The sequence below is a fragment of the Bradyrhizobium sp. UBA2491 genome, assembly GCF_002341725.1.
In the GTDB taxonomy this organism is placed as follows: domain Bacteria; phylum Pseudomonadota; class Alphaproteobacteria; order Rhizobiales; family Xanthobacteraceae; genus Bradyrhizobium.
The window spans coordinates 45,945-68,982 of the sequence record NZ_DDOP01000060.1; the positions used below are offsets into that span (position 1 = coordinate 45,945).

Below are 23,038 nucleotides of genomic sequence, written 5' to 3' on the forward strand. Positions count from 1 at the left end.
CAAGTTCGAGAACATGGGCGCGCAGATGCTGCGCGAGGTCGCTTCCAAGACCAACGACACCGCCGGTGACGGCACCACCACCGCGACCGTGCTGGCCCAGGCCATCGTCCGCGAGGGTGCCAAGTCGGTCGCTGCCGGCATGAACCCGATGGACCTCAAGCGCGGCATCGACATCGCCGTCGCCGCCGTGATCAAGGACATCGAGAAGCGCGCCAAGCCGGTCGCCGCCTCCTCCGAAGTCGCCCAGGTCGGCACCATCTCGGCCAATGGCGACACCGCGATCGGCAAGATGATCGCGCAGGCCATGCAGAAGGTCGGCAACGAAGGCGTCATCACCGTCGAGGAGAACAAGTCGCTCGAGACCGAGGTCGACATCGTCGAGGGCATGAAGTTCGATCGCGGCTACCTCAGCCCCTACTTCATCACCAACGCCGAGAAGATGACCGCCGAGCTCGAGGATGCCTACATCCTGCTGCACGAGAAGAAGCTGTCCGGCCTCCAGGCGATGCTGCCGGTGCTGGAAGCCGTGGTGCAGTCCGGCCGTCCGCTCCTGATCCTCGCCGAAGACGTCGAGGGCGAGGCGCTGGCGACCCTGGTGGTCAACCGCCTGCGCGGCGGGCTCAAGGTCGCCGCCGTCAAGGCGCCGGGCTTCGGCGATCGCCGCAAGGCGATGCTGGAGGACATCGCGATCCTGACCGGCGGTCAGCTGATCTCCGACGACCTCGGCATGAAGCTCGAGAACGTCACGGTCAACATGCTCGGCCGCGCCGGCAAGATCGTGATCGACAAGGAGAACACCACGATCGTCAAGGGCGCCGGCAAGAAGAAGGACATCGACGCCCGCGTTGGTCAGATCAAGGCGCAGATCGAGGAAACCACCTCGGACTACGACCGTGAGAAGCTTCAGGAGCGCCTTGCCAAGCTCGCCGGCGGCGTTGCCGTCATCAAGGTCGGCGGTGCCACCGAGGTCGAGGTCAAGGAGAAGAAGGACCGTGTCGAGGACGCGCTGAACGCGACCCGCGCCGCGGTGCAGGAAGGCATCGTGCCGGGCGGCGGCGTCGCGCTGCTGCGCGCCAAGAAGGCGGTCGGCCGTCTCACCAACCCGAATGCCGACGTCCAGGCTGGCATCAACATCGTGCTCAAGGCGCTGGAAGCTCCGATCCGCCAGATCTCGGAGAACGCCGGCGTCGAGGGCTCGATCGTGGTCGGCAAGATCCTCGAGAACAAGTCGGAGACCTTCGGCTTCGACGCCCAGACCGAGGATTATGTCGACATGGTCGACAAGGGCATCATCGACCCCGCCAAGGTGGTGCGCACCGCCTTGCAGGACGCCTCCTCGGTCGCCGGCCTGCTGGTGACCACCGAGGCCATGGTCGCCGAAGTGCCGAAGGACGCGGCGCCGGCGATGCCGGGCGGCGGCGGCATGGGTGGAATGGGCGGCATGGGCGGCTTCTGAGCCTGCTCCGCACCTCCGCATCGAGATCGAAGGCCGCCTCCGGGCGGCCTTCTTTTTTGCAATTTGATGACGCTCGAGAGGTAAGGACCGTCTGATGTCCCGCGACGCCAAGTCACTGACGACAACGCTGACCTTGTTCTACGCGATCGGCGCAGTGCTCGCGTTGGGCGCTTATGCCCAGGACAGCATCGATGATTTCGCGGTCGTCGTGACGTTCTGGTTCAAGCAGACGCTCACGTTCATCGTCCTCGCAGCAGCCTATGGCCTGTATTGCATCGTTGCCGGTGCGGCCGGTCATCGTCCGAAAGCGCCGCTGCGATTTCTCGACATAGCCTTTCTGGCTGCCACTGCCACGCTCGGCGTTAGCATGCTGGTTCAGAGTTGAGTTACGCGGCGCACATCGCAGATCGTAGGGCGGATTAGCGAAGCGTAATCCGCCGCATCTCTCCGCGAACGGCGGATTACGCCTTCGGCTAATCCGCCCTACCGGTTCAACTTCATGTCAATCCGATCTACGCCACGCACACGCCCGACACCGCGACCTTCTGGAACAGATGCGGCGATGCCACCGCCGAGGCCGGATAGGCCGAGAGCTTGGCCCTGAACTCGGGGTTCGCAAACGCCGCGCGGAAGGCGGCGGTGGATTCCCAGACCGCGTAGTTCAGGTAGGCCGGGCTGTCGCCGATCGCGCGGTGCAGCTGGGTCGAGATGAAGCCGGGCTGCCGCTTCATGATGGCGGCGTCGTCCTGCCAAGCCTTCAGGAAGCTGTCCTCATCGGCCGCATCGAGCGTGAAGAGATTGACGAGCACGACATTGCTGGCGTCGACCGCGAGCTGGCGGTCGATCGGGAATGCGGGGTCGAGGGGACGCATCTGCGGCATGGTTGGCTCCGTCGATATGGTGCTATGATGTCATTCCGTGATGATGGATACATGTAGATATTGACATTATGATGTCAATATACCTTCATGGTGACAAATGCCCCAGACCAAGCGAACCCCGGCAGGCGAAGTCCTGAGCAGCCTGATTCCCGACCTGTTCAGGCTCAACAGCCTGCTGTTCACCTCAGGTGACCGGCTGGTGGCCGGGCTCGGGCTGACCAGCGCGCGTTGGCAGATCCTCGGCGCCATCGTCGCCGCAGAGCGGGCGCAACCGGTCGCCTGGCTGGCGCGCGACCTCGGCGCCGCCCGACAGAACGTGCAGCGGATCGTCAACGACCTCGAACGGGACGGGCTGGTCGCATTCGAGACCAATCCGCATCACCGCCGCGCCCAGCTCGTGGTGCTGACCGGCAAGGGACAGCAGGCTTTCGACGCCGCGATGCGCCTGCAACTGCCCTGGGTGAACGGCCTCGCCGACGGGCTGTCGATCAAGGACATCGAAACCGTGAGCCGGATCGTGAGCACGCTGCGCGGCCGGCTGGAGAACGGCGAGGAACCCGACGCCCGCGCGTGACGCGAAGCCGCCTCCGTTTGTCATGGAAGCGACATCGTCCGTCGGACGGCCACGCCCGGTCGCGACAGTGCCGATCGTCAGGTCGCTCGAAATTGATAGCCGCCGTTAGGCGGCCTTCTTTTTTGGCCAATGACACGGAGGTTTGCTAGTTACGACGGAACCGATTCTGCCCTTCGAGGACTTATCGTATGCGCGCGCTCCCGCTCCTGCTGCTCGGACTTGCCGTCGCCTCGGCGCCTGCTGTTGCCCAGATCAAGCTGCAATCGAAGGCGGCGCCGGCCAATGGACCCGAGACGCGCTATTTCACCTCGATCGACGGCCTAATGGACGGCAACGCCGACGTCGTCCTGAAGGAAACCCGCCAAGGCAAGACCGTGACCGCGGCGGTGCTCGACCTGTGTTATCCCACCGACAGGAATTCCGGCCGCAAGGACCGCTTCGTCGCCAATCTCGCCGTCAATGGCCAGACTCTCTCGGGCACGGCGCAGAGCGTGGTCGACAAGCAGCCGATCACCGTCAAGCTGAATCGCAAGCAGAGCGGTGACGGCTTCGAGTTCCGCGGCCAGATCACGATCGGCCAGACCGTGACCGAGGTCGCCTCGTCTGACAATTCCGACCTCAGCGAGAAGGAATTCCAGGACAACCAGGGCACCGACGACGGCATCACGGCGCAGCCGAAGGATTTCACCGACGTCTCGCCGGAATCGATCGGCGTGCGCGTGAAGCTGGATGCGGTGGCGGATTTCCTCAAGGGCCTGCGCGGCGAGGCCGTCGAGATCGGCACCTCAAGCCTGGCGGTGACCTGCGACGCGATGCGCGCCGGCGAGCAGACCATCAACCTCACGGTCGATCCCGAACACGCAAGCGCGCTGCTCGCCAAGGCGAAAGCAGCGCCCGGCGTAACCGCGGCCGGCTGGACCAGCGGCGTGGTCGAGATGGATCGCACCATCCGCTTTGCCGCCGCCGACTGGCGCGACGGCGACAAGATCAACAAGGACAAGCTCGCGTCGGCGATCGCGGGCGTGCTGGCGAAGACGCTCGCGGCAAAGCCTGCCTCGGCAACCTGGAACGCCAACACCGGCAAGCTCAAGCTGGTGCTGAAACGGCCGAGCCCGGTGTTTCCCGCGCTCAGCCTCACCCAGAATTACGAGGTCACCGCCCTCGTCTCGCCGGACAAGCCCGGCAGCTCGGACCGGCTGATGCTGTGGGTCTCGAGCCCCACCGTCTCGACCTCGGACGACAGCGCCGGCGCCAAGCTCAATCTCTCCGACGATTCCAGCAGCGACGAGGAAGGCAGCGAGACCAAGGACGACAACGGCGCGATCGACGCGCTGCTCAGGGAGTTCAAGGGCCAGCGCTGGGACGCCGACAAGTCGGTGTGGCGCTAGAGCGCTTTCCAACGAAGTGGACGCCGGTTCGCGTCAAGAAAACGCGTCAAAACAAGAATCTAGAGGCCCCGTTCCAATTCAATCGGAACGGAAAAGGCTCTAGGGACTGCGCTTCAGCACAATCCCGTCCGGAGGGGTCGGCATGCTGTTTGTGTTTGGCTATCTCGTCCCGGGGAACGACTGGCCGGTCACGCTGATACGCGTGACCGAGGCGGTCTTTGTCGCCGCAACCATCACCTGCTTCTTCTTCGCCGGCACCGTGCGACACGACAGGCCCGAATTCCGCGGGCTGCTGGTGACGATCGGGAGTATCAGCGCCGGCATCGGCGTGGTGATGCCGTTTGAGCTTGCGCCGTTCTTCTTCGACGTCCGTGGCGAGGTCATGATGGCGTCAGTGATGCTGATCCTGCTCTATCCATTCACGATCCTCGGCTTCTGCCTCCTCTTCCTTCTGCTCACGCGCAGCTCCGTGTAGCTCACGGTCGGCCGAGTCAGGCCGCCCGGTTCGGCAGCGGGACGACATTCGCGTGTCTCTTGCTTGCTGTCTCCGCAGCAGGATCCGGGCCGCACTGAAGCATCCCGTCGTCCCTGACGAACAGTTCGGAATGTGGATCGATCGCAAGGCGCTCGAACAGCGCCTGCAATTCGGGCCTGAGCCCGTCGCCGCACGGCGCGGCAATCGAATGGAATTTGCGCATGATCGTCTCCTGTATTCATGCCAACACGATTTCGCGTTCGTGCTCTGCGAACCACCCGTTTCCCGATTGCGCCATGGCACCCGAAGACTTGCGCCAAGCGGCATATCGGCAAAGCGGAATTTCGATTCGGTCGTGATCGCACGCCCGATCTGGAATCGGGTGTCCGACGCAGCTCTGTGAATGTTGACTGCGCGCATCGACACCACGCCGGCCACGATACCGGCAATGCGCAAAAGGAGACGAGCAGATGTCAGAGGACAACAAGAACGTGGTCGGCCGATGGTTCAAGGAATTTTGGGGCAATCCCTGGAATCCGCGCATCATCAACGAGCTCGCAACCGCCGACATCGTCGTGCACTACCCGATGCATGAACCGAAGCGCGGCCGCGCCGCCGTCACGAAATTCATGACCGAGTTTCGCGAAGCGTTTCCCGATCTCAATTTCTGGGGCGTCGGCGATCTCGTCGCGGAAGACGATCTCGTGGTCGGCCGCTGGGAAGGCGGCGGCACCCACACCGGACCTGCATTCAGCGACTTCCGCCTCGGCTCGCTTCCCGCGGCTTCGGGTCGCCAGATGAGGTTCACCGGCACCACCGTGCTGCGCGTGCGGGAGGGACGGATCGCCGAAGAGCTCGGACAGGAGGACGCGATCACCGCCATGCTGCAACTCGGCCTGATCCGCCTGCCCGAACACGCCGGCCCCGCGGCACGGCCGGGCGGCGAGTTGCCTGCCGGCTGGAACAACATGTCGGGATATCCGGAGGGGCCGCGCTGAGCACGGCCGGATCCCACGGCTTGATCGACGATCGCATCACAACTCCCGAACGCGCTTGTTGCGCGTTCGGGTAGCGCAATCGATCGGCCTGGCGAACTTGAAGGTCTCTAAGACGCGCCCTCGCTGGACGGATTCCAAATATCATTGCGCCTGCATCGCACCACGCGATGCAGGCGCAATTGCTCCGCAGCGGATCTGGCTCAAGCCTGGAAGATCAGGCACGTCGTGGTGCCGTGGGCGAGCAGCCGGCCCTTGTCGTCGGTGACCCTGCCCTCGGCGGTGCCGACACGGCGGCCGCAATTGAGCACATGGCCTTCGGCCCGGATCGGGCCGGTCTCCGGCGTGATCGGCCGCACCAGCGAGATCTTGAACTCGAGCGTGGTCTGGCTGGTGCCGGCGTCGAGCATCGACTGCACCGCAAGACCCATGCAGCTGTCGAGCAGCGTCGCGGTGAGACCGCCATGCACGGTGCCCGCCGGATTGAGATGCGCATCGGTCGGCAGCAGCGTGACGACGACGCGGCCGCGTTCGGCCTCGGCGACGTCGTAACCCAGGGTGCGCGCGATGGTGTTGAGCGGCAGCGCGCCGGAAGCCAATCCCTGCACGAACTCGAGGCCGCTCATTTGCTGTTTCTGTTCCGTACTGACAGTGCCGTAGCTCTTGGCCATTGCGGGTCTCCGTTGAGGTTCATTGCATCGTGGTGCCCGCCCTCCGACGTAGCGAGGCGGGCGAGCGGCCATCAAGTTTTGTGAAGGCGGCATTCATGCGCCTGGTGCTGGAGAAGCCGGCGCGTTGCGCCACCAGCGCGAGCGGAAGATCGCCGCCGTCGATCAGCCGCTTGGCACGCTGCACGCGCAGCGAAAGTGCGACCTGGAACGGCGAGGCATCGAGATGCTCGGCGAACAATCGCGACAGATGCCGCGCGCCGACGCCGAGCCGATCGGCAAGCGCCGCGACGTTGCCGCGATCGAGCGCACCTTGCTCGATCAGCGCCAGCGCGCGCTCGACGGTCGTCCTGGTGCCCTTCCATGCCGGGCAGAACGGAGCCGCCTCCGGGCGGCAGCGCAGGCAAGGCCGGAAGCCGGCGCGCTCGGCCGACGCCGCGCTGCCATAGAACCGCACATTGCGCGCGAGCGGCGTGCGCGCCCGACACACTGGGCGGCAATACACGCCCGTGGTCTTGACCGCGACGAACACGACGCCGTCCCAGGCCGGATCGCGGCGCTGAAAGGCTGCATACTGTGCGGCGAAATCGAGCATGCAACCGCTATAGCCGCGCGCGATTGCGGCGGCGACCCGGTTTGCGGAGACGACGTCCGGAAACGACCGCTGCGCGCCGGGCTCAGAGATGCTTGGTCATGAACAGGCTGAGCGGATCGGGCGCGTAGCTGCCGAACGGCGGGCACTCCCGGTAACCCGAGGCGCGATAGAGCGCGATCGCCTCGGGCTGCCGGATGCCGGTCTCCAGGCTGATGCGCGTGATCTGCCGGCTGCGCGCCGCGTCTTCCAGCGCCTCAAGTAAACGACGGCCAAGCCCCCGTCCACGCGCGTCGGCGCGCACGAACATCCGCTTCATCTCCGCGTGATCAGGCGCGATCGGCCGGAACGCGATCGCCCCAAGCGCCTCGCCGTCGACGCGCGCGACCAGAAACACCGCGCTGGGAGCCGCGAGCGCCACGACGCCGACGAGGTGATTGCTGGCGGACGGATACAGCGCCACCAGATAGTCATCCGACATCGCGATCAGCTGCCGGACCTCCGGCTGCCTTGGGTCTTCGGGAGCGATGCTGATCGCGGGCTTGCGGATCTCGGACACGACCAGGCGCCGGCTGGAGGGATTGTCGCCGCAACTGTCGGCCGGCGCCGCTTTCCCGTCAATCTACGGGTACCTGCGACCAAAAGGCTTCGTGCTGCCGCAGTTCGGTCACCGAAAATTAAGGCTCGATTCAGTTTCGAGGATCATCATCGTCGCACCGAACACAGGTCACGCCATGCAAGACCGCGAGCCGATCAGTGCTGCGAGCATCTGGCCAACAGATGCGACGGAGGGTCATTCGCCGGTGCAGACGGCAGACCTCTGGGATGTTTCAGGCGAAAATCATGACGCCGCCCTGCTGCTGCGGGAGCCGTTCGCCGATCGGATCGGCACCGCGCTGCTGGCAGCCACCGCGCTCGCCGCGAGCTTCGTGCTCGGCTGGACCGGCGGCGCCAACTGGCACGACTTCGCTGGCGCCGCGCCGATCCCGGTGGCCCAGAAGGAAGCGCCCGCCCCGCACGTCGCGGAGGCGCCGCCGAGCCGAAAGAGCGAAACCCCGCGCCGGACCGCCTCCGCCGAGCCGTCGGTCACCGGCAGCATTCCCAAGACCGTCGTCAATCCGCGCCCGCAAGTGCTCGGCGCCGCTCCGACCACGCTCGGCGCGCAAGCCGCCGCGCTCGGCTCGAAGCCGCAGCTTGCAGCGGGACCGGAGACGCGGCCGAGCACCATCCCCGGATGGTCGGTGGTCGAAGTCCGCGACGGCACCGCCGTGCTGGAGGGACCGGACGGCGTCAAGATGGCCGCGCGCGGCGACCTGGTGCCAGGATTGGGGCGGGTCGATTCCATCGTGCGCTGGGGCAACCGCTGGATCGTCGCCACCGCGAGCGGATTGATCGCGACGCCCTGAGCGGACGAAACGGCTCTAGTTGCTGTTGATCACGAAGCGCAGCTGCCTGCTGCCGATGAACGTGACCTGATCACCCTGGCGCCGCCAGCTCGTCATGTCGCCAAGCGCCGCGAGCAGGTCCTTGTCGGCCTGCGCGCGGTCCGGCGTGCAACTGCGGTTCTCCATCGCGCCGGGAACGAACACGATGGTGTTGCCGGCAACCGAGAACTGGCCCTTGCCGCCGTCGCACCACAGTTCGAGGATCACCTCGCCATTGTCGCCGACCTCGATCGAGGGAATCCGTTTCGAGCCCGGCATGCGCGCGGCGTCGAGCGTCATCACGAAGCCGAACGGGAACTCCTCCTGGGCCTTGGCCGGAACCGCGGCAAGCGCCGCTGCGACCAGCGCCAGCGCCGCCATGCCGCCGTTCAAGATCCGCTTCATCGAACTCATGCCATTCATTCCCAGCAATTGCGACGCCGCCCTTGTATGGGACGAGGCTGCGATTGGCCAGCTTGGCGGCGCGGGAAAAGATGCGCGACAAACGAAATCCCCGCGGGCTCGCACCCGCGGGGATTGTCGTTTGGGCGACGCCGCGCCGGGTTATTTCAGCACCATCTCCGTGAACGGATAGACATAGGCCTGCAACGTCACGAACAGGCCGACCAGGCACGCCAGCACGATCGAGTGCAGGAATACGTAGCGCAGGATCGAGCCCTCGTGGCCGTACCAGTTGGTCGCGGTCGAGGCGACCACGATCGATTGCGCGTCGATCATCTTGCCCATCACGCCGCCGGACGAGTTCGCCGCCGCCATCAGGATCGGCGACAGGCCGAGCTGCTCGGAGGTGATCTTCTGCAAATTGCCGAACAGCACGTTGGAGGCCGTGTCCGATCCGGTCAGCGCCACGCCCAGCCAGCCGAGCAAGGTGCCGAAGAACGGATACAGCACGCCGGTCGCCGCGAAAGCGAGACCGAGGGTGGCGTCGACGCCGGACAGCCGGGTCAGCGTGCCGATCGCCAGCATCGCCGAGATCGTGATCAGCGAGATCGCGCAGAGGCGGATGGTGCGGCCATATTCGGCGATCAGCTTGAGCGGCGAGAAGCCCATCAGGAGACCCGAGATGATCGCCGCGATCAGCATGCCGGTGCCGGTGAACGACAGCCAGGTGAACGCGAACACCGCGCCTTCCGCCGTCGGCTTGGCGGCCACCGGCGGCACCTTGAAGATCAGCTTGTCGAGTTCGGGGACCGGATAGTTCCAGACGAAGTTGGCGTTGGCCCAGGTCTTGAAGGCGCCGTTGCCCCAGACCAGCATCAGGATGCAGACGATGATCCACGGCAGCAGCGCGCTCCACAATTCGCCCTGGGTCAGCGGCGTCTTGTCGAGCGGCGGTGCGGCCTGCATCGTCGCCGCCGATTCATCGCGGCCGCGCAGCTTCGGCGACAGCCAGAGCTGTTGCGGCTGCCAGACCTTCAGGAACAGGATCAGGGCGCCCATCGAGATCAGTGACGCCCCGATGTCGACGATCCACGGATTGATGTAGTTCGAGATCACATATTGCGGGATCGCAAACGACACGCCGGTGACCAGGATCGCCGGCCACACTTCCTTCATGCCGCGCCAGCCCGCGAACGCCCACACCACCCAGAACGGCACGATCAACGAGAACAGCGGCAATTGCCGGCCGACCATCGCGCCGAGGATGTAGGGATCGAGCCCGGTGACCGAGGCGAGGCCCTGGATCGGCGTGCCCAGCGCGCCGAACGCGACCGGCGCGGTATTGGCGATCAGCGACAGGCCGGAGGCTGCGAGCGGCGAGAAGCCGAGCCCGATCAGCACCGCGCCGGTGATCGCGACCGGCGTACCGAAGCCCGAGGCGCCCTCGAAGAAGGCGCCGAACGAGAACGCGATCAGCAACAGCTGCAACCGGCGATCCTCGGTGACGCCGCCGACCGCGCGCTTCAAGAGCTCGAACTTCCCGCACCTCACCGTGACCTGGTAGAGGAAGATGACATTGAGCACGATCCAGCCGATCGGAAAGAACCCGGTCACGATGCCGAGGACCGATGCGCGGATCGACATGCTTGCCGGCATCGTGAAGATGAAGATCGTGATCAGGTTGGTGACGATGACGGCGATGATCGCCGCGATATGCGCCTTGACCCTGCCGCTGGCGATCAGGACCAGCAGCGTGACCACGGGAATGGCGGCAGCCAACGTCGATAGCCCCGCATTGCCCAATGGATTGTAGATTTGATTCCAGGTGTTCATCTCGGGTCCTCCCCATGCTTCTTATGCAGCGCGCCGGCCTCGGTGCAGGCAGGCGCGCTGGTGCGATCGCGGGAGTCCGTCGTGAAAAGTCTGTAGCCCCGGCTCGCGAATGAACGATCGGTAAGGATCGCTCACATCCTCGCGAAAAAACGAAGGTCCCCCGCCCCTCGCCGTTGTCGTCATGCTAGGGTTGACTCGATCGTCGGGACAAGCCAACGCTTGCATGCCAGTTCTACGACTTTAGTCGAGAACCCCTTAGATTGTCCCGATTCTTAAGGCCGTTGCTGGCCATTCCCCGGAGACGATAATCTGTGAACAACATCCGCTCGACGCTCGCGACGGTGTGGCGCATCGCCTCGCCCTATTTCAACTCCGAGGACAAATGGGCAGGCCGTATCCTGCTTGCCACGCTGATTGCGATGGAGTTGGTATCCGTCGGGCTCGACGTGCTGATCAATCAGTGGCGCAATCGCTTCTACACCGCGATGCAGGACAAGGATTGGAGCACGTTCAAGCGCGAATTGCTGGTGTTCACCCTGATCGCGACGGCGTCGGTGGTGCTTCAGATCTATCAGCTCTATCTGAACCAGTGGCTGCAGATCCGCTGGCGCAACTGGATGACCGGCAAATATCTCCGCGAATGGATGCGTGGCGGCAACCACTACCGCATGCAACTTGCCGGCGACGCCGCCGATAACCCCGACCAGCGCATCACCGACGACGTCAAGCTGTTCGTTGGCCAGACGCTGGGGATCAGCATCGGGCTGTTGAACGCGGTCGTCTCGCTCGCCTCCTTCGTGGTGATCCTGTGGGGATTGTCGGCGGTCCTGCCGCTGCTGCTGTTCGGCGTCGACGTTTCGATTCCGGGCTATCTGGTTTGGGCCGCAATCATCTATGCGGTGATCGGAACGGCGCTGACGCAGTGGATCGGCTCGCCGCTGGTCAATCTCAGCTTCGACCAGCAGCGACTGGAAGCCGACTTCCGCTTCAACCTGGTGCGGGTGCGCGAGAACTCCGAGCAGATTGCCCTGCTCAAGGGCGAGCCGGCCGAACGCGAGCGGCTGTCGGCGCGTTTCGGTCGGGTGATCGGCAACTGGTACGACATCATGCGACGGACCAAGCGGCTGACCGCCTTCACGGGAAGCTATGCGCAGGCGTCGGTGGTGTTTCCGTTCGCGCTCGCAGGGCCGGCCTATTTCACCAGCAAGACGGTGCAGCTCGGCGCCCTGATCCAGATCGTCGAGGCATTCGGCAAGGTCCAGGACTCGCTCTCGTTCTTCGTCTCGGCCTACCGGACCCTGGCCGAATGGCGCGCCACGATTGCCCGTCTCGACGGCTTCGAGCACTCGATCGGGGCCGCCGAGAAGCTTGCGAACGATCCCGCCGCAATCCATGAAAAGCTCGCCTCCGGCGCCGCGATCACCCTGCCGCAGCTCCTGGTCAAGCTGCCGAACGGCACACCGCTGGTCGCGGCCGAGCGCTTCTCCTTCCGTCCCGGCGAGCGGACGCTGGTGACCGGCCCCTCCGGCGCCGGCAAGTCGACGCTGTTCCGCGCCGTGGCCGGCATCTGGCCGTTCGGTAGCGGCGCGGTCGAGATCCCATCCGATGCCAGGCTGATGACGCTGCCGCAACGTCCCTATCTGCCGATCGGGTCGCTGCATAGTGCCATCGTCTATCCGGGCGAAGCTGCGCAATTCGACACGGCACGGGTCCGCGATGTCCTCGTCGCCGTCGGCCTGCCGCAGCTCGCAGCGCGGCTCGAGGAAGAGGCGCACTGGAACCGGATGCTGTCGCTCGGCGAGCAACAGCGGCTCGGCATCGCCCGCGCGCTGCTGCATGCTCCGCAATTCCTGTTCCTCGACGAGGCGACCGCCTCGCTCGACGAACCCTCGGAAGCCGCGCTGTACAGCCTGATCGCCGAGAAGCTGCCCGACACCACGGTGGTGTCGATCGGCCACCGCTCGACCCTCGAAGCCTTCCATCAGCGCAACGTCGCGCTGGTCCGCGACGGCGATCGCTTCACCGTGCGCGACGCGGTCAAGGTCGCCGCGTCGTAGGCGAGCGGAGTGAGGGCCATAGGCACGGTTCACCTCTCCCTTGGGAGAGGTGAAATCGACGCCGCGGAACTGGCCGACGACAGCAAAGCCGCACAAAACAAAAAGGGCGGCAGATCGCTCTGCCGCCCCTCGATCCTCGGACGAGGAAATTACTTCAGGTTGGACATCGCGGTCAGGTCGACCGAGAGCTTGGCGATGCCGGCCGCGCCGCACCAGTTGGAGCCAGTGCCGCCCGGATTGATCGGGGTGACGTTGGTGGTTCCTCCGGCGGTGAAGTCGCTGGTGAAGGCGCTGCAATTGCCCTTCGACAGGTCGGTGTCGGAATAGCGCAGGTCGAGCGTGAACACCTTGTAGGTGAAGCCGATGCCGATATTCCAGGTGTTGTAGTCGGCGTACTTGATGCCGTTCGGGAACGCCGGGACGCCGTAGAAGCTGTCCGAGGTGCCGAGCCACTGCCGGCCGAACTCACCCGACACATACATGCCGACGCCGCTGGTGCCGAACACGGTGCTGGGCGCGGTGTACTTGCCGATGATCGACGAGTAGTTGCCCCAGGCGCCGGTGTTGAGGAAGTTCGGCGAGTAGTACTCGTTGATGGTGAACGCCCAGCTGTCGTTGATGGTCCAGGTCGCCTTGCCGTAGACTTCGAAGAACGAGACGTCCTTCTTCATCACGTTGCCGTTCAGCAGGAAGTTGGCGGCGCAGTCGGCGCCGAGCGGCTTGCCCGCGGTGTCGGTCGCAGCGCCGTAGTAGCAGGTCCCGCCCGGATACAGGTAACCCCAGACACCGATGTCGAAGGCGAAGGCGCCGAAGGTCGGGCGGATACCGCCGTAGACGTCGACTTCAGCGGCGGCGCGGTTGGCGAAGGAGATGCTCTCGGTCGAGGTACCGATATAGAGCTGCAGGTCCTTGTTGACGTTGTAGCGCGGCTCGAAATAGGCGGTGACCGACGGATTGTGGTTCGACTGGGTGACGCCGCGGAAGATGTAGTCGCTGACGATGCCGGCGCCGAAGGCGATATCCCAGGGATCGAACGGAGCCGGCGGCGGCGCCTTGACGGCCTTCACCGCCATGTCTGCTGCCATTGCCGAGCTCGAAATCATTGCTAGCGCCGTTGCTAACAAAGCCAGTTTCTTCATGACGGTCCCCATCTACTTTCCAGACAGCCCTGCTCCGGTGCCCCCCAAGGGCGCGCGATAACGGACTGCAACTAAATCGCGTGTATCCAATCTGAAACGCACCCCCATTTTGGAGAAGGCGAAAAGACATGCATCTGCCGCCTTTTTGGGCGTTCTGGCAGTCTCGCCACACGTTGGTTGACGGGTGTTGCATTTGCACCACAAGTCTGACGGCTCCCGTCCCGGTTGAGCACGATGCGAACTGGAATCCGACAGGCCGCTGGCGATGCCCTCGCGAATCGCCTTCCCCGCAAAACCACGGACAGCCGTCGATACGGAAAAAGCCGCAGCGGCGACCGCTGCGGCTTTCGATCAGGTGAACCCTGGTCCAGGTTCGGCTAGTGGTGCTCGCCCTCGGAGGTGCCCCAGCTCGGCGCCGGTTCGTGGCTCGGCGTTGCCCAGCTCGCGGCCGGCTGCGGCGCAGGCTCGGGCGCCGCGGGTGCAGCGACCGGCGCGGCGGCCTTCTTCGGCGCACTCTTCCTGGCAGCTTTCTTCGCAGCCTTCTTGGGCGCGGCTTGCTTCGGGGCAGCCTTCTTCGCAGCCTTCTTGGCGGACTTCTTTGCAGCCTTCTTGGCTGTCTTCTTCGCCGCCTTCTTTGCCGATTTCTTCGCAGCCTTCTTGGCCGACTTCTTCGCGGACTTCTTGGCCGACTTCTTCTTGGCCGCTACCGCCTTCTTGGCCTTTTTGGCCTTCTTGCTTTTCTTCGCCTTCTTCGACTTCGCCATCGTGGTCCTCCTGTTGCCGCTGATACGAGTCCACCGGGCGTATTGAAGTGATCGCTTGCCGGACGTTGGCTGCGCCTCGGGGAGAGGCAGCTCCACTTCGCTTGTCGGGCATGATGGCCGCGCGATCGCTTCGCGTCTGTGGCAGGGAAGCGCCAGACCTTCACATTGCTTCAGACCCATTGCGTCAGACAAGCTGCGTCAGACACGCTGCGTCAGGGCAAGGCTGAGGTCCGGATCATGCTCGAATGGCAGTCGATCAATTCAATCCTGGCCGGGGGCCTCCTGTCGCCCAATCGAGAAGCTCAATCGTGTGCACCACAGGAACTGACGTGCCGCCGGCAATCTGAACCATGCAGCCAATATTGCCCGCAGCGATCATGTCCGGTTTGACAAGCGCAATATTGGCGACCTTGCGATCGCGCAATCTGCTCGCAATGTCGGGCTGGAGAATGTTGTAGGTCCCCGCCGAACCGCAACACAAATGGCTCTCCGGCACATCTTTCACCACGAATCCATTCTTGGAAAGCAATTCTTTCGGAAGTTGAGTGATTTTCTGTCCATGCTGCAACGAACAAGCCGAGTGATAGGCGACGGTGACGTCGCCGTTCTGCGTTGATGGCGCGAGCTCGAGGGTGGAGAGATACTCGGTGATATCCTTTGCCAGCGCCGAGATTCGCTTGGCCGGCTCCGCGAATGCTTTGTCCTCGCGCAGCAGGTAGCCGTAGTCTTTGACAACTGTCCCACAGCCCGAGGTCGTCACCAGAATGGCGTCGAGGCCATTCTGCTCCGCTTCCCTTTGCCACACTCCGATGTTGGCCCGGGCACGCGCCAGTGCGTCGCCGTCCTGGCCCATATGATGGGTCAGCGCGCCGCAGCATTGCTCGTCCTTGACCAGCACAACCTCGACGCCGTGCCGGGTCAGCACGTTGATCGCAGCCTGATTGATCCGTGGCGCCAGCACCTGCTGGGCGCAGCCTTGCAGCAGCGCGACCCGGCCGCGCCGCCGGCCGATCGGCGCAAACACGGTTCCCGCGGCCGGTCCAGGCTGCGGCAGGGCGCGCGGCGCGAGCGCCAGCATTGCCTTGATCCGCCGCAGCAGGCCCGGGCTCGACGCACCGACCGACGGCGTCGGCAGCAGGGCTGCGAACGGGCGGGCGAGCCCGGCCAGGATCATACTGATCCGGAACAGGCCCGGACGCGGCAATACATAGGACAGCACCGACCGCAGCAGCCGCTCGGTCAGCGGCCGCTGGTAGTCCCGCTCGATCCTGACCCGGGCCTGGTCGACGAGGTGCATGTAGTTCACGCCCGATGGACAGGTGGTCATGCAGGCAAGGCACGACAGGCAGCGGTCGATATGCTTGACCACGTCCGCGGTCGGCGGCTTGTCCTTCTCCAGCATCTCCTTGATCAGGTAGATGCGGCCGCGCGGACTATCGAGCTCGTCGCCGAGCAGCACATAGGTCGGGCAGGTCGCGGTGCAGAAGCCGCAATGCACGCAAGCGCGCAGGATCTTGTCGGCTTCCTTGATGTCGGGATCGGCGAGTTGCGCCAGGGAAAACTCGGTCTTCATTTAGCCCCGCCTCGCGTCATCCGGCCCCGGTTGAGGATCGACCTCGGATCGAAGCTCGCCCGCACCCGCTCGCCGAGCGCGGCAAGCCCTGCCGCCTGCGGCTGGAACACATCGACGCTGCGGCGCACATCCTCGCTGGCGCGGATCAAGGTGGCGTGGCCGCCTATCGCCGCGACCTGACTGCGCACCGCCACGGCCTGCGCGTCGGTACCAGGCGGCAGCGCGGCCCAGATCAACCCGCCGCCCCAGTCGTAGATCACCTCGGCGCCGGTCTCGCGCGTCAGCGCCGCGCCGAGCCCGCCTCCCGCCGCCGGCGGACAGACGATGCGCCACACCGGCCACGTCCCGCGTGCGCCCTTCGCGGCGAACGGCTCGACGTCGCGCAGCGCGCGCCACAGCGCGGCCGACGCATCATCCTCCAGGCGATCGACGGTTCCAAAGCTCGACAGGGTCTGGCTCAGCGACGCGGCTCGGTGCGCCGCCGAGGCGGCGATGCCCTCGAGGCGAACCAGCGTCACGGGCTGGCCTGTAAACCCGGCGAATGCCTCCGCCCCGGCCTGTAACGCCGGCAAAGGCAGATGCGCCGCGCCAGAGACGTCGAAGGGCGAGCCCAGCGCCGCGGTCATCGCCTTGTTGGCAGTGACGTCATCAAGCCCGCGCAGCAGCAGCGTGCGCTCGGCCTCCGGCTTCGGCATGACCTTGAGCGTCACCTCGGTCATGACCGCGAGCGTGCCCCAGGAACCGGTGAGCAGCTTGCAGAGATCGTAGCCGGTGACGTTCTTCACCACCCGCCCACCGGTCTTGAAGCTGTCGCCGAACCCGGATACCGCGTGCGCCCCGAGCAGGTGATCGCGGGCGCCGCCGGCCTTGATGCGGCGAGGACCGGCAAGGCCCACGCCGATCATGCCACCGATCGTGCCGGCCCCGGCGCCACCGAGCAGCACCGAGGTGTCCATCGGCTCGAAGGCGAATTGCTGGTTCTTGGCGTCGATCAGGGATTGCACGTCGGCAAGCGGTGCGCCGGCCTGTACGGAGATGATCAGCTCGTTCGGCTCATAAGACGTGACGGCATTCAGCACCGAGACGTCGAGCATCGCATTGGTCGCCATCGGATGGCCGATGGCGCGCTTCGATCCATGACCGATGATTTCAAGCGGCTGCTCGCTGGCGACCGCCGCGCGCACCACCTCTTCGACATCCTTGATATCTCTGACTTTGAGCGTTTCCACCCGCAAGGCGGTATCGAAATTTGGCTCCGAAATCAAATGCGCGCGCCGAACAGATCTCTGAAGGCGGCAAGTCCGGCCTCGGTGATCTCGACGGAGCGGCCTTGCGGCCGGCGCCGGATCCAGTCCCGCCGTAATGCGAGGTCGGCGATCGCGGCGCCAGCCCGCCCGGCCAGATGCGGACGCCGCTCGCTCCAGTCGAGGCAGGGCCGGCACAGGACCCGCCGGCTGCGCGCCGGCGCACGGAGGTCGATACCGAGATCACCGAGCAATGCGCGGCCCGAGGCGGTCAGTTCGCCGGCCTCCTGATCCAGCTCGAGATGGCCATGTTCCCGCATCGCCTCGGTGACCGCGACGCCTAGCTCGCCGGCGAGATGGTCGTAGCAGGTCCTGGCCCGGCGCATCTCCGCATCGATCCGCGGCGGCGGGCGGGACGGATGCGGATCGATCGCTGCAACCGTCATCATCCCCTCGAGCATTTGCGCAACCAGCGGGGTGGCGAGCCGGTAGAAGCGGCGCGGGCCCCGCCGCTCGACCTTGAGCAGCGCGCGCTCGACCAGCCGGGCAAGATGCCAGCTCGCGGTCTGCGGCGTCACGCCGGCGACCCGTGCCAGCTCGCTTGCGGTCTGCGCGCGCCCGTCCATCAGCCGCGACAGGATGCCGGCCCGCCCGGGATCGGCGATCAGGGCGGCCAGCTCGGCAAGCTCAGGTGCGATGGTCTGCATGGCCGGCTCCGTCATCGGTCGAAATCATCCCCTTGTCGCACGCCGCGCTGCCGTGACGCTTCGATCATGGTCGAAATGTTCACGACATCGACACTTCGATCGCCGCCTAACCGAGCGCGGCGGACGATCCACTATCTCTCGCCTCGCGGTTCGGCCGGCACGTCGCTCGGCGGGAAGCATCTGGAGGCGATCATGAAAGGTTCGGAAGTCACGACCACGACGATGATGCTCACCCGACGATCGGCCATCGGCTCGCTCGCGGCGATCATGACGATCGCCGGCGCTTCGCCCTGGGCCGGATCGCAAGCTCGATCGGAGCAAAGCAACGGAGGACGACACATGAAGCACTATGCGATGAGCACGAGAACCATCAGCGACGCGATCAACACAGCAGGCCTTCTGGTCGTGGCGCAATGGGAAGCCAAGGAAGGACAGGCCGACAAGGTCGCGCAGATCCTCGACGGCTTCCTGCCCGAGGCGCAGAAGGACCCCGGCACCAAGCTGTTCCTGATCGGCCGCGGCAAGGACAATCCGGCGCAATTCCTGTTCTACGAATTGTTCCAGGACGAAGCGGCGTTCAAGGCGCATGCGGAGAGCGCCTACTTCAAGACCTACATCGCGGAGCAGGCGCTGCCGCTGCTGGCCAAGCGCGAACGGACGCAGTACACGCTGCTCTGACCCATGGCGCGCGGGAGGATTGCCTTCCCGCGCGCTCGGTCAGATCGAAGCGCTGCTGTTACCGAGGTTAGCCCGCAGCTCACTGCGCTCGGGCGAACCTCGCCAGAAGCCCATGATCGAAAGCCGCGACAGCGCCGCAGCCTCGAGCGCCTCGACCCGGCCCCGAAGCCGCAACGCATGTTTCTCGACCAGATGCCAGGACGCCATCGCGACGCCAAAAGAGAGCGGCAGGCTGACCAGCAGGTTCAGATACCAGTGCTGCAACGGACCGAAGGCGGCTGCGCATTGCTGGATGACGAAGCCATAGAGATAGAGCCCGTAGGAGTAATCTCCCGACGACACGATCCAGCTCCGCCGTGGGTTCATCAGGCCGAAATAGCACGCGACATAGGCGGCCGGCACCGGAGCCAGCGCATCGCCGCGTCCGGTGGCCATGCCGGCGGCGCACAGCACCAGCGCGAACAGGCAGACGGTCCGATTGTACGGCACCTTGTCGCGCCAGAGGTAGAAACCGACGCCGGCAAGGAATGCAAACACCAGCAGATGGGGGCGAAGCTGGATCGGCACCACGTCCCAGCGATAGATGTCGTAGCCGATCAGTCCGATCTGGGCGATCACCATGAACGCGAGATACGCCACCCTGTTGAAGGCAATCGCGGTCACCGCGAGCAGCGCCAGGATGACGTAGCACCACAGCTCATATGGCACGGTCCAGAGCTGGCAATTCACCAGCTTCGGCAGCGGATTGTTGAGGAACACGCCGGGCAATTCGTACTGGATGTCGCCTATGATATTGAGGAAATAGGCGTGGAATTTCGGGTCGGCGAAATATTGCGCCAGCGGCAGTTCGGTGAACAGCGAACCGATGATGATCGCCGACAACGTGGTCTCGACCGCAAGCGCCGGCCCGATCCGAAGCAGGCGCAGGCCGAGGAAGGAAATCAGGCTCTTGCACCGGAGCAGGCTCGCCGTCACCAGGAAGCCGCTGAGGGCAAAGAACAGCGCGAGGATCATCGCGACGCCGATGCGAAGCGTGCTCTGGACTTGCAGCGCCTGGCCGAGTCCGAGCGTCACGTTCAGGCTGTGCAGCCCGATGATCGTCGCCGCCAGCACGATCCGCATGTAATCGAAACCCGCCGGCCGATTGCGCGCAAGCGCCAGCTGATCGGCCAGGCTGGGCATCGATGTGTCGGTAAAGGCGTTCATCCCGGCAAAATACCGAGCAACAGTTGAAGGCGGTGTAAACGGTGCAAGCGACAATTGCAGTGACACACCGCGGCAGCCGGATCACCTGCCGTGGCAGGCATCGGTTAAGGTTATCGGATCGGAAGGATGATCCAGAAGACTTTACCGATCGACCTAAGCAGGTCGCGATTTCACCAAGAGCCAGTAAAGGAGGGCTGTCAGGACGGCGATCAACCATGCCGCAACTGGATGCCAAAGCGGCACAGCGACTGCCGAGAACCAATTAAATGCAATGACTGGGACCCTGGCGTGGCTCGAATAGGTTGACGGCGAAGCTCCAAATCCTTGTTCGCACGATCCCCGAGGCAGGATCTCGGAACCATCCGGATCGTAGGTGAACAACACCTTGCCCAGCGTGCAAATCAAGATGTTTCCCGATGGCGACACCGCAAAGCCGTCGGCCTTCTGGTGATACATAAAGCCTTTCTCGAAGCCATCGGGGCCATACCGCTGCACACGGGCGAGCGGCACACTCACGATAAAGACCCGGCCATCCGGCGCCGTGAGGCGGTCTCCGCCCGGTGCATTCGGGAATTCAATATGCTCAAGAAATTCGGATGGGAGGGCACCGATTGAGAACTGTGCCAGAAAGCAGAGCGCGCAAACTCCGCCAATACAGACCACAACTTTCCTTGGTAGATCGCCCTTCGAGGCACGCCATTCGTGGACGCACTTCACGCCGATGACGATCAGACCAACAACCGCAAGGAGAAAGACCATCGATCAGTCCACGGGATGCGCCGATCGGAAACTACCATGTCTGATTGCAACCCAAAGCACGCGGATAGAAAGCGAGACGCACACGCCCTAAAACCGCGGGATATCCGGAAACGCCAGCTTGCCGGCGTGGACGTGGACGCGGCCGAGTTCGGCGCAGCGGTGCAAGGTCGGAAACACCTTGCCAGGGTTGAGCAGGCCCTGGGCGTCGAAGGCGCATTTCAGGCGCTGCTGCTGGTTGAGATCGATCTCGCTGAACATCTCCAGCATCAGATCGCGCTTCTCGATGCCGACGCCATGTTCGCCTGTCAGCACGCCGCCGAGCTCGACGCAGCAGCGCAGGATATCGGCGCCGAACGCCTCGGCCTTCTCGATCTCGCCGGGCTTGTTGGCATCATAGAGGATCAGGGGGTGCAGATTGCCGTCGCCGGCGTGGAACACGTTGGCGACACCGAGGCCGTATTTCTCCGACAGCTCACGAATCCGCGCCAGCGCCTTCGGCAACGCGCCGCGCGGGATGGTGCCGTCCATGCAGAGATAGTCCGGCGAGATGCGCCCGACCGCGGGGAATGCGGCCTTGCGGCCGGCCCAGAACAGATTGCGCTCGGCCTCCGAGGTCGAGATCAGGCATGAAGTCGAGCCGCAACCCTGCGCGATCGCCTCGACCCGCTTGATCAATTCATCGACCTCGACCTGCGGACCGTCGAGCTCGATGATCAGCAGCGCCTCGACGTCGAGCGGATAGCCGGCATGGACGAAGGCCTCCGCGGCGTGGATCGCGGGCTTGTCCATCATCTCCATGCCGCCCGGGATGATGCCGGCACCGATGATCGCAGCCACGCATTCGCCGGCCGCCTCGACCTCGGCGAAGCCGACCATCAGCGCCCGCGCCGTCTCCGGCTTTTGCAGGATGCGCACCGTGATCTCGGTGATGACGCCGAGCAGGCCCTCGGAACCGGTGATGATGCCCATCAAATCGTAGCCGGCATTCTCGGCCGACTTGCCGCCGATCCGCAGGATCTCGCCCGACATCAGCACGATCTCGCAACCCAGCACGTTGTTGGTGGTCATGCCGTATTTCAGGCAGTGCACGCCGCCGGAGTTCTCCGCGACATTGCCGCCGATCGAACAGGCGATCTGCGACGACGGATCCGGGGCGTAATAGAAGCCGGCATGGGCGACCGCCTGGCTGATCGCCAGGTTGGTGACGCCGGGCTCGGTGACAACGACGCGGTTGTCGAAATCGATCTCGCGAATCCGCTTGAACTTGCCGAGGCCGAGCAGCACGCCATCGGCGAGCGGCAGCGCGCCGCCGGACAGCGAGGTGCCGGAGCCCCTCGGCACCACCTTGATGCCCTGCTGCTGGCAATATTTGAGGACCTTTGAGACCTGCTCGCTGGTGTCGGGCAGCACCACGACCATCGGCGGCTGCCGATAGGCGGTCAGGCCGTCGGATTCATAGGCCAGCATCTCGGCGGCGCTGTCGATCACGCCCTCGCCCGGAACGATGGCGCGCAGAGCGGCCACGATCTCGGCGCGGCGCGCAAGCACGGCCTCGTCGGCCGCCGGCATCATGATGGACATCGCTATTCCCTCGAAGGTCTCCGCCTTGGCCGATTTGTTACGCCAAATCAATCAGCTCTGCACCTGTTTCGGTGAGCCGGCCGAAGGTCGGATTGTCCCGCGCCGCAATGGCGAGTTCTCTCTGAGACAAGCAGGCGGCCGTGAAACCTGTCAAAGTTTCGTGGCTTGTCCTGTCCAAGCCGGACATGCCACAAAAGATCACTACCCCCCGGGACGAAACGAAGAGAACCCCATGAACCTAAAGACCTTGAGCGCGCTGGCGGTCGTCACATCGCTGGCCACCGCATCCTCCGCGCTGGCGCAGGATGCCGCCGCCGGCAAGACCTCGTTCAACAAATGCCTCGCCTGCCACGCGATCGGCGAAGGCGCCAAGAACAAGGTCGGCCCCGAGCTCAACGGCCTCGACGGCCGCCACTCCGGTTCCGCGCCGGACTACAATTATTCCGATGCCAACAAGAATTCCGGCATCACCTGGAACAAGGACCAGTTCCTCGAATACATCAAGGATCCGAAGGCCAAGATCCCCGGCACCAAGATGGCGTTCGCCGGCATCAAGAACGAGACCGAGGCCAACAATCTGTGGGCCTATGTGTCGTCGTTCGACAAGGACGGCAAGCAGAAGCAGTAACCGACCGGATCGGT

General features: G+C 64.7%; 25 protein-coding genes. 10 read left to right on the plus strand and 15 right to left on the minus strand.

Going from position 1 to position 23,038, the window contains the following annotated elements; translation table 11 throughout:
• Together groL and B2W55_RS20095 are read left to right on the plus strand one after the other, a co-directional pair.
• On the plus strand, window positions 1-1,456 hold a 1,456-nt coding region (gene groL, locus B2W55_RS20090), incomplete at its 5' end, for a chaperonin GroEL (protein ID WP_291532277.1).
• Window positions 1,457-1,550: 94 nt separating this feature from the next.
• Window positions 1,551-1,841 carry a hypothetical protein gene (locus B2W55_RS20095; protein ID WP_024581161.1) on the plus strand — a complete coding sequence of 97 codons (291 nt, stop codon included), beginning with the start codon at window positions 1,551-1,553 and terminating at the stop codon, window positions 1,839-1,841.
• A gap of 127 nt (window positions 1,842-1,968) precedes the next feature.
• Here the strand turns inward: B2W55_RS20095 and B2W55_RS20100 are convergent, their stop codons facing one another.
• Window positions 1,969-2,337, minus strand: a complete 369-nt coding sequence (locus tag B2W55_RS20100; RefSeq protein ID WP_024581162.1) for an antibiotic biosynthesis monooxygenase family protein — start codon at window positions 2,335-2,337, stop codon at window positions 1,969-1,971.
• Window positions 2,338-2,434: 97 nt separating this feature from the next.
• Here B2W55_RS20100 and B2W55_RS20105 point away from each other — a divergent pair, with 97 nt between their 5' ends.
• The 3 genes from B2W55_RS20105 (at window position 2,435) to B2W55_RS20115 (ending at window position 4,774) form a co-directional block, all read left to right on the plus strand.
• Window positions 2,435-2,911, plus strand: a complete 477-nt coding sequence (locus B2W55_RS20105; RefSeq protein ID WP_024581163.1) for a MarR family winged helix-turn-helix transcriptional regulator — start codon at window positions 2,435-2,437, stop codon at window positions 2,909-2,911.
• A 188-nt stretch (window positions 2,912-3,099) separates the two neighbouring features.
• Window positions 3,100-4,299 (plus strand): hypothetical protein, encoded by a 1,200-nt coding sequence (locus B2W55_RS20110; protein WP_024581164.1) that lies wholly within the window; start codon window positions 3,100-3,102, stop codon window positions 4,297-4,299.
• A 142-nt stretch (window positions 4,300-4,441) separates the two neighbouring features.
• On the plus strand, window positions 4,442-4,774 hold the full coding sequence (locus tag B2W55_RS20115; protein WP_024581165.1) for a hypothetical protein: 333 nt from the start codon (window positions 4,442-4,444) through the stop codon (window positions 4,772-4,774).
• A 16-nt stretch (window positions 4,775-4,790) separates the two neighbouring features.
• On the opposite strand, the gene B2W55_RS20120 is transcribed toward B2W55_RS20115, so the two are convergent.
• Window positions 4,791-4,997, minus strand: coding sequence for a hypothetical protein (locus B2W55_RS20120; RefSeq protein WP_024581166.1), 207 nt, complete (start codon window positions 4,995-4,997; stop codon window positions 4,791-4,793).
• Window positions 4,998-5,244: 247 nt separating this feature from the next.
• Between B2W55_RS20120 and B2W55_RS20125 the strand changes: the two genes are divergently transcribed.
• On the plus strand, window positions 5,245-5,772 hold the full coding sequence (locus B2W55_RS20125; protein WP_024581167.1) for an ester cyclase: 528 nt from the start codon (window positions 5,245-5,247) through the stop codon (window positions 5,770-5,772).
• Between the two features lie 200 nt (window positions 5,773-5,972).
• Here the strand turns inward: B2W55_RS20125 and B2W55_RS20130 are convergent, their stop codons facing one another.
• The 3 genes from B2W55_RS20130 to B2W55_RS20140 form a co-directional block, all read right to left on the minus strand.
• A complete protein-coding gene (locus B2W55_RS20130) occupies window positions 5,973-6,440 on the minus strand; it encodes a PaaI family thioesterase (protein ID WP_024581168.1) in 468 nt (155 codons plus the stop codon).
• 19 nt (window positions 6,441-6,459) lie between these two features.
• On the minus strand, window positions 6,460-7,032 hold the full coding sequence (locus tag B2W55_RS20135; RefSeq protein ID WP_024581169.1) for a bifunctional transcriptional activator/DNA repair enzyme AdaA: 573 nt from the start codon (window positions 7,030-7,032) through the stop codon (window positions 6,460-6,462).
• A gap of 82 nt (window positions 7,033-7,114) precedes the next feature.
• Entirely contained in the window at window positions 7,115-7,510 is a 396-nt protein-coding gene (locus B2W55_RS20140) for a GNAT family N-acetyltransferase (protein WP_080890932.1), read from the minus strand.
• 322 nt (window positions 7,511-7,832) lie between these two features.
• Here B2W55_RS20140 and B2W55_RS20145 point away from each other — a divergent pair, with 322 nt between their 5' ends.
• On the plus strand, window positions 7,833-8,435 hold the full coding sequence (locus tag B2W55_RS20145; protein ID WP_145987238.1) for a hypothetical protein: 603 nt from the start codon (window positions 7,833-7,835) through the stop codon (window positions 8,433-8,435).
• 15 nt (window positions 8,436-8,450) lie between these two features.
• On the opposite strand, the gene B2W55_RS20150 is transcribed toward B2W55_RS20145, so the two are convergent.
• Window positions 8,451-8,867, minus strand: a complete 417-nt coding sequence (locus tag B2W55_RS20150) for an META domain-containing protein (protein ID WP_024581172.1) — start codon at window positions 8,865-8,867, stop codon at window positions 8,451-8,453.
• A gap of 150 nt (window positions 8,868-9,017) precedes the next feature.
• Entirely contained in the window at window positions 9,018-10,688 is a 1,671-nt protein-coding gene (locus B2W55_RS20155; RefSeq protein WP_024581173.1) for an L-lactate permease, read from the minus strand.
• A 311-nt stretch (window positions 10,689-10,999) separates the two neighbouring features.
• On the opposite strand from B2W55_RS20155, the gene B2W55_RS20160 reads away from it, so the two are divergent.
• Window positions 11,000-12,745 (plus strand): ABC transporter ATP-binding protein/permease, encoded by a 1,746-nt coding sequence (locus B2W55_RS20160; protein ID WP_024581174.1) that lies wholly within the window; start codon window positions 11,000-11,002, stop codon window positions 12,743-12,745.
• Between the two features lie 149 nt (window positions 12,746-12,894).
• Here B2W55_RS20160 and B2W55_RS20165 read toward each other — a convergent pair whose 3' ends face one another.
• From B2W55_RS20165 to B2W55_RS20185, 5 genes are all read right to left on the minus strand, one after another.
• Window positions 12,895-13,884 carry a TorF family putative porin gene (locus B2W55_RS20165; RefSeq protein ID WP_024581175.1) on the minus strand — a complete coding sequence of 330 codons (990 nt, stop codon included), beginning with the start codon at window positions 13,882-13,884 and terminating at the stop codon, window positions 12,895-12,897.
• Between the two features lie 377 nt (window positions 13,885-14,261).
• Window positions 14,262-14,648, minus strand: coding sequence for a hypothetical protein (locus B2W55_RS20170; protein WP_029879099.1), 387 nt, complete (start codon window positions 14,646-14,648; stop codon window positions 14,262-14,264).
• 256 nt (window positions 14,649-14,904) lie between these two features.
• Entirely contained in the window at window positions 14,905-16,221 is a 1,317-nt protein-coding gene (gene glcF / locus B2W55_RS20175; RefSeq protein WP_024581177.1) for a glycolate oxidase subunit GlcF, read from the minus strand.
• Window positions 16,218-17,450 (minus strand): FAD-binding protein, encoded by a 1,233-nt coding sequence (locus tag B2W55_RS20180; RefSeq protein WP_024581178.1) that lies wholly within the window; start codon window positions 17,448-17,450, stop codon window positions 16,218-16,220. Before B2W55_RS20180 ends, glcF begins: the two co-directional genes overlap by 4 nt.
• A gap of 32 nt (window positions 17,451-17,482) precedes the next feature.
• A complete protein-coding gene (locus B2W55_RS20185; protein WP_024581179.1) occupies window positions 17,483-18,172 on the minus strand; it encodes an ArsR/SmtB family transcription factor in 690 nt (229 codons plus the stop codon).
• A gap of 192 nt (window positions 18,173-18,364) precedes the next feature.
• Between B2W55_RS20185 and B2W55_RS20190 the strand changes: the two genes are divergently transcribed.
• Window positions 18,365-18,850 (plus strand): putative quinol monooxygenase, encoded by a 486-nt coding sequence (locus B2W55_RS20190; RefSeq protein ID WP_244442204.1) that lies wholly within the window; start codon window positions 18,365-18,367, stop codon window positions 18,848-18,850.
• 39 nt (window positions 18,851-18,889) lie between these two features.
• Here B2W55_RS20190 and B2W55_RS20195 read toward each other — a convergent pair whose 3' ends face one another.
• From B2W55_RS20195 to B2W55_RS20205, 3 genes are all read right to left on the minus strand, one after another.
• Complete coding sequence (locus B2W55_RS20195; RefSeq protein ID WP_024581181.1) at window positions 18,890-20,032, minus strand: acyltransferase family protein; 1,143 nt, start codon at window positions 20,030-20,032, stop codon at window positions 18,890-18,892.
• Window positions 20,033-20,209: 177 nt separating this feature from the next.
• Window positions 20,210-20,815 (minus strand): hypothetical protein, encoded by a 606-nt coding sequence (locus tag B2W55_RS20200; protein ID WP_024581182.1) that lies wholly within the window; start codon window positions 20,813-20,815, stop codon window positions 20,210-20,212.
• Between the two features lie 87 nt (window positions 20,816-20,902).
• Window positions 20,903-22,396, minus strand: a complete 1,494-nt coding sequence (locus B2W55_RS20205) for an FAD-linked oxidase C-terminal domain-containing protein (protein ID WP_024581183.1) — start codon at window positions 22,394-22,396, stop codon at window positions 20,903-20,905.
• A 232-nt stretch (window positions 22,397-22,628) separates the two neighbouring features.
• Between B2W55_RS20205 and cycA the strand changes: the two genes are divergently transcribed.
• A complete protein-coding gene (gene cycA, locus B2W55_RS20210) occupies window positions 22,629-23,024 on the plus strand; it encodes a cytochrome c-550 CycA (protein ID WP_024581184.1) in 396 nt (131 codons plus the stop codon).
• The last annotated feature ends 14 nt before the right edge of the window (window positions 23,025-23,038 follow it).